Raw genomic sequence first — 5,783 nt, 5'->3', positions numbered from 1 at the left:
CTCGCCCCCCCCCGCCGCGCGCGCGCGGCGCCGGGCGGGCGCGCCCCCCCCCCGCCCGCCCCCGGGCCCCCCCCCCCCGCGCCGACGAAGTCGGCGCCAATAAACACAGCTCAGGCGGTGACGGCGTGGATCTCCGGTTGGCCTTGGGGATCGACGAGTTCTTCGAAGCGGGCGATGACCTTGTTGTGGTAGATGCCGAACAGGTCCTCGAACAGGGCGAGCTGGGCGGGTGAGGGCCCGGATTCCGATTCCCAGACCGCGATGAGCGCTCGCCAGACGAGAACGTGCAGGTCGGCGGCGCCGGCGAAGTAGGCTTCGACCGCTTCCGGTACCTCGAGCACCATCTCACCGATCGAATTCAGGATGGCGCGCTGCATACTCGATTCCAGCGCGACCAGTAGCCGCCGCACGATACCGAGTTCGATGGCCAGGATGCGGCGGTGATCGGGAACGTCGGTGCGAGCGAGGGTTTCGAGGGTATCGACCTCGGCCTTCAGCTCGGCGATATCGAATCCCGCGGCCTGCGGGCCACCGGGCGCCGCGCCGGTGTAGGCGAGCAGTGCGTCCAGGATGATCCCGCGTTCGACCTCGACGATATCGCGGAACATTTCGATCGCGACCTCGGGCATCGGGAGCGAGAACCGGAACAGATGCCGGTACACGTCCAGGCCGCCGGCCGACCGGACTTCGCGGATGGTGAAACCTTTACCGCGCCGCGCCTCGACGAAACCATAGGATTCCAGCCGGCCGAGCGTGAGCTGGGCGGTGGCCCGGTTCATCTCGAACTCGTCGGCCACCTGACGCACCGAGGGCATCAGTTCACCCGGCTGGTATTCCCCCGCGGCGACCCGCCGCGCCAGTTCGTCGGCGACATCGGCGACCACCGTGCGGGACCCCATGGATACACCTCTCTCGGCAGCTGTTACGTCCCAGACAGTCTATGCACAAATATGTCGGGCTGCACACGAGAACAGGCGAAATACCGGGGCGGCTGGAACAAATTCGAGCGAGTCGCGACCGGAGATCGCGGCCAAGGGTCACCATGGAGGCATCTGGCTCCTCTGCGATGGATAGAGTGTGAGCGTGTCAGAGTCGCAGCGTTACCACCGGGGGCCCTGACTCATGCCCGGAGGCACAGAATGAGCAGTCGACGCGATCCCGGCGCACCTCCCGTGCGGCCGGCCCTGCGCAGCGCCAAACTGATGGCGCTACCGGTCGCCTACGCGGGACGGCAGGCCGCCGGCGCGGGCCGCCGGGCGCTCGGCCGACCGGCGCACGAGGTGAACCGCGATATCCAGACCCGCACCGCTGAGCATATGTTCGCGGTGCTGGGGGAACTGAAGGGTTGCGCGGCCAAACTCGGTCAGCTGCTGGCGGTCTACCAGCTGGCCCTGCCGCGTGATCTGGCGCCGCCCTATCAGGCGGCACTGGCCCAGCTGCAGGATTCGGCACCGGTCATGATGCCCGCCACGGTACGGGGTGTGCTGGCCGAGACCTTCGGACCGCAGTGGCGGGAGTTGTTCCGGGAGTTCGATGATCGGCGGGCGGCGGCCGCTTCGATCGGTCAGGTGCATCGGGGGGTCTGGCACGACGGGCGCGAAGTCGCGGTGAAGGTCATGTACCCGGGTGCACGCACCGCGGTGGAATCGGATCTGGTGCAGTTGCGGCGGATATCGATCCTGGCGTCGGTGCTACTGCCGGGCGCCGACGTGAAATCGGTGACCGAGGCCCTGTGCGAGAGTGTGCGCGCGGAGCTCGATTACGCGGGGGAAGCGCGCAATCAGCGCGCATTCGCCGCCGAATACCGCGACAGCACCGAATTCCGGGTTCCGGAGGTACTCGAACAGCGCGGCGATGTGCTGGTCTCGGAGTGGCTGCACGGTATCCCGGTGTCCCGGATCATCGAATCGGGAACCCGGGAGCAGCGCGACCGGGCCGGCGAGCTGATGATGCGTTTCGTCCTGACCCGCTGGGAACGGCACGGATTGCTCTACTGCGACCCACATCCCGGCAATCTGCGGCTGCTACCCGACGGCCGGCTCGGAGTGGTGGATTTCGGCGCATGCGCGCCGTGGCCGCATGCGGGGTTCACGGAGATGACCGTGCAGATGTGCGACGCGATTTTCAACGGCGGGCCGACCGCACTGGAAACGGCCGTACGCGTGCACGGGTTCGCGCTACCGGGGCGGGATTTCGATGCGACGGCGCTGGCTTCGGCGCTCGCGGCGTGTGGTGAGCCGGTGCGCCACGAGCGGTTCCGTTTGACCACCAGCTGGTTTCGAAAGCAGGTGCTGCGCGTCACCAGTCCGCGGCTGAACAATGTGATGCGTGAGCTCACCCTGCCCCCGGACTGCATACCGTTCGTGCGGGCCGGCTTGACCATGCTGGGGACCTTGAGCCAGCTGGAGGCCGAGTGCGACTACGCCGCCGAGCTGGTCCGGTCGGTGCCGGAACTCGGCGGGGTGTTCGACACCATGCGTCGCAGTTCGAGCGCCACCGCCCGGTAGGCCGCGGGAGCCGAAACAATCGCACCGTCTGGGACATATTTCCGGTGCGGAACGTCTTTTTGCGGAAGAAATATCCTACTTATCCGCGTCAACGGTCAGTATGCCAGCCAATCCCGCCAGGTGGGCAGCACCAGGTCCGCGAACGCGGCATATCCGGCCGCACCGGGATGCGCCCCGTCGCCCGCCCGCACCTGCGCCATCCAGGTCGGATCGGCTGCCAGCCGGTGACAACTGCTGACATAGCGGACGTCGTGCTCGGCGCAGACCTTCCCGAACCGCTCGTCGAGCGCGGCGATCCGATGGTTGTGCGCGGCATCGTCCACCGGCGGCGGACCCACCACCAGCACCGGCCACTCCAGTACCCGGGCGCCGGTGAGTACCGCGCTCAGATTCGCCACCGATGTTTCGGCGTCCACCCGAGTCCGGTCCGCCGCCTGCATGCTGTCGTTGACCCCGAAGGAGAACACCACCCGGCCCTGCACACCACGGGGCAGCCGGGGCTCGCATTCCGCCCGCCACCGGGCGGCGATCTCGGTCGAGGTCTGCCCGCGGATACCGAGGTTGTAGGCGGTCGGCACCCGGCCCGCGGCATGGGCGTGTGCCGTCAACCGGCCGGTCCAGCCCAGGGCCTGCGGATCGCCGACCCCGGCGACGAACGAATCGCCCACGAAACAGATGCGTAGATCACTGCTCACCCCCCGATTCTGGCAGCGTGTTGATGTGTATCGTCCGGCACGGCCTCCTGCATACTCACCAATTGGTGGGCACGGGCGGCCGGCCGGCTTCACCTCGATCCGAAAGTACCGATACGACATGCGAGTCGATGGGCGGGAAATCCCGGTAACGGGCAACCTGCTACAACCGCTCACCCGGCGGACCAGCGATATCCTGCGCGTCGTCTTCGCGATCATCGGGGTGGCCGTGGTGATCGCCGGATCGCTGATCACCCGGCCCGAATGGCTGGCGCTGGAACGTTCGGTCTCCAATATCGTCGGATTCCTCAACCCCGACCAGTCGAACCTGGTGTACCTGGTCTACGGGATCGCCATCCTGATCCTGCCCTTCGCGATCCTGGTGGAACTGGTGTGGGGCGGGCATTGGAAACTACTCGCCGGCTACGCCACCGCCGGCATCGTGGCCGGGCTGCTGCTGTCCATCACACCGAGCGGGCTCTCGGCACCGCAGTGGCATCTGCAGGTCCCGGAGAACTTCGCGGACAAGACCTTCCTGCAGCAGTTCCTCGACGATCCCCGCTGGATCGCCATGCTGGCCGCGGTGCTCACGGTATCGAGCCCGTGGCTACCGGTACGGCCCCGGCGCTGGCTGTGGGTGCTGATCCTGGCCTTCGCGCCGATCCACCTGGTGGTCAGCACCGTCGTCCCGGCGCGGGCCATGTTCGGACTCGCGCTCGGCTGGCTGGTCGGCGCGGTGATCGTGCTACTGGTCGGCACGCCCGCGCTGGAGGTGCCGCTGGACGCGGCGGTCCGCCAGCTGGCACGCCGCGGCTATACCGTCAACCGGCTCACCGTCGTCCGGCCCGCCGGTCCCGGGGCACTCATGCTCTCGGCCACGATCGAGGAGCGCGAACGCGCGCTGGTGGTCGAGTTGTACGGGAAGAATCAGCGCACGCTCAGCGCCGTACGGCAGCTCTGGCGCCTGGTGACCTTCCGGTCCAGCGAGACCGCGCCCCTGCACGGTTCCATGCATCGTGCCGTGGAACATCGCGCGCTGATGGCCATCGCGCTCGGCGATCTGGGCGTGGCCGCGCACCGCCCGGTGACGGTGGCGGCACTGCCCCGCGGCTGGATGCTGTACGCGCATACGCTGCCCGCCGGCCGCTCGATCGAACAGGACCCCACCGATATCGCGGCGCTGGACGCCGTCTGGCAGGCACTCACGGTACTGCGCGAACGCGGGATCGCGCACGGCGAACTGCGTCCCGCGGAAATCCGGGTGCACGACGGCAGCGCGAAATTCGGTGGTTTCACCGCGGCGGAACTGTGCGCCTCCGACGCCCAGCTGCAATCCGATATCGCCCAGCTGCTGGTTTCCATGGCCGCGGTGTTCGGCCCGGAGGCGGCGGTGCGTTCGGCGATCGGCGCACTCGGTGAACAGGCGGTGCTCACCGCATCCCGGCGGCTGACCAAATTCGCCATGCCCCGCGGTATCCGCAACTCGATCGCCGGCTGGAAATCGGTGGTGACCGCGGCCCGCGACGAAGTGCGGACGCAAACCGGGCAAGACCGTATCGAGGCCGAGCAGATCACCCGGTTCAACCGCAAAAGCCTGCTGCAACTCGTGCTGCTCATCGGCCTGGTCTACGTCGCCTATCCGTTCATCAGCGCGGTCCCCACCTTCTTCACCCAGCTCCGCGAGGCCAACTGGTGGTGGGCGCTGGCCGGGCTGGCGTTGTCGTCGCTGACCTACCTCGGTACCGCCGCCGCGCTGTGGGCCTGCGCCTCGGGTGTGGTGAAGTACTGGCCGCTGGTGCTCATGCAGATCGCCAACACCTTCGCCGCGACCACCACGCCCGCGCGGGTCGGCGGACTGGCGCTGAGCGTGCGCTTCCTGCAGAAGGGGGGCGTGGGGGCGGTCCGCGCCACGGCGGCCGTCGCATTGCAACAGGCAGTGCAGGTGTCCACGCATATCGGGCTGCTGGTGCTGTTCAGTGTGGCCGCCGGCACCTCGGCGGACCTGTCACATTTCGTACCCTCGCCCACGATCCTGTATCTCATCGGCGGCGTGGGGGTAGGCATCGCCGGCACCTTCATGTTCGTGCCGAAACTCCGCCGCTGGCTGAACAACTCGGTACTACCGCAACTGCAGGAGGTGGTCGCGGAACTGGCCCGTCTGGCCCGCGACCCGAAACGCTGCGCGGTCATCGTGCTCGGCTGCGCGGCGCTCACCCTGGGCCAGGCACTGGCCCTGTGGGCGAGTGTGCAGGCGTTCGGCGGCGGCACCACATTCATCACCGTCACCATCGTGACCATGATCGGCGGCACCCTGGCCTCGGCCGCGCCCACCCCCGGCGGTGTGGGTGCGGTCGAAGCGGCACTCATCGGTGGCTTGGCCGCCTTCGGGCTACCGGCCGCGGTGGCGGTGCCGTCGGTACTGCTCTACCGCGTGCTCACCTGCTGGATCCCGGTGTTCTGCGGCTGGCAGGTCATGCGCTGGATGACCGATAAGAACATGATCTGAGCTGCATATATGGCGCCGCCTCCGGCGGCGCGGGGTTGGGGGGCGCCCCCCCCAGGCGGGAATAAAGCACCCCCCACC

At 68.2% G+C, this 5,783-nt stretch carries 4 protein-coding genes; 2 read left to right on the top strand and 2 right to left on the bottom strand.

Annotated elements, in window-relative coordinates; all coding sequences use genetic code 11:
* Positions 1-110 precede the first annotated feature (110 nt).
* The gene (locus QH276_RS20625) at positions 111-899 is read right to left on the bottom strand and encodes a GntR family transcriptional regulator (RefSeq protein WP_280397669.1); all 789 of its coding nucleotides are present in this window, start codon (positions 897-899) and stop codon (positions 111-113) included.
* 240 nt (positions 900-1,139) lie between these two features.
* Here QH276_RS20625 and QH276_RS20620 point away from each other — a divergent pair, with 240 nt between their 5' ends.
* Positions 1,140-2,507 carry an ABC1 kinase family protein gene (locus tag QH276_RS20620; RefSeq protein ID WP_280397668.1) on the top strand — a complete coding sequence of 456 codons (1,368 nt, stop codon included), beginning with the start codon at positions 1,140-1,142 and terminating at the stop codon, positions 2,505-2,507.
* A 95-nt stretch (positions 2,508-2,602) separates the two neighbouring features.
* On the opposite strand, the gene QH276_RS20615 is transcribed toward QH276_RS20620, so the two are convergent.
* Complete coding sequence (locus QH276_RS20615) at positions 2,603-3,202, bottom strand: GDSL-type esterase/lipase family protein (protein ID WP_280397667.1); 600 nt, start codon at positions 3,200-3,202, stop codon at positions 2,603-2,605.
* 118 nt (positions 3,203-3,320) lie between these two features.
* Here QH276_RS20615 and QH276_RS20610 point away from each other — a divergent pair, with 118 nt between their 5' ends.
* Positions 3,321-5,705, top strand: coding sequence for a lysylphosphatidylglycerol synthase transmembrane domain-containing protein (locus QH276_RS20610; RefSeq protein WP_280397666.1), 2,385 nt, complete (start codon positions 3,321-3,323; stop codon positions 5,703-5,705).
* The last annotated feature ends 78 nt before the right edge of the window (positions 5,706-5,783 follow it).

The sequence above is a fragment of the Nocardia carnea genome, assembly GCF_029869215.1.
Classification (GTDB): domain Bacteria; phylum Actinomycetota; class Actinomycetes; order Mycobacteriales; family Mycobacteriaceae; genus Nocardia; species Nocardia carnea_B.
The sequence above is the reverse complement of the archived record's forward strand: the minus strand, read 5'-3'. Positions and strand labels throughout refer to the sequence as shown.

Coding starts and splice junctions, on each gene's coding strand:
- QH276_RS20625 (WP_280397669.1), bottom strand. CDS start 899: ATGGGGTCCCGCACGGTGGTCGCCGATGTCGCCGACGAACTGGCGCGG.
- QH276_RS20620 (WP_280397668.1), top strand. CDS start 1,140: ATGAGCAGTCGACGCGATCCCGGCGCACCTCCCGTGCGGCCGGCCCTG.
- QH276_RS20610 (WP_280397666.1), top strand. CDS start 3,321: ATGCGAGTCGATGGGCGGGAAATCCCGGTAACGGGCAACCTGCTACAA.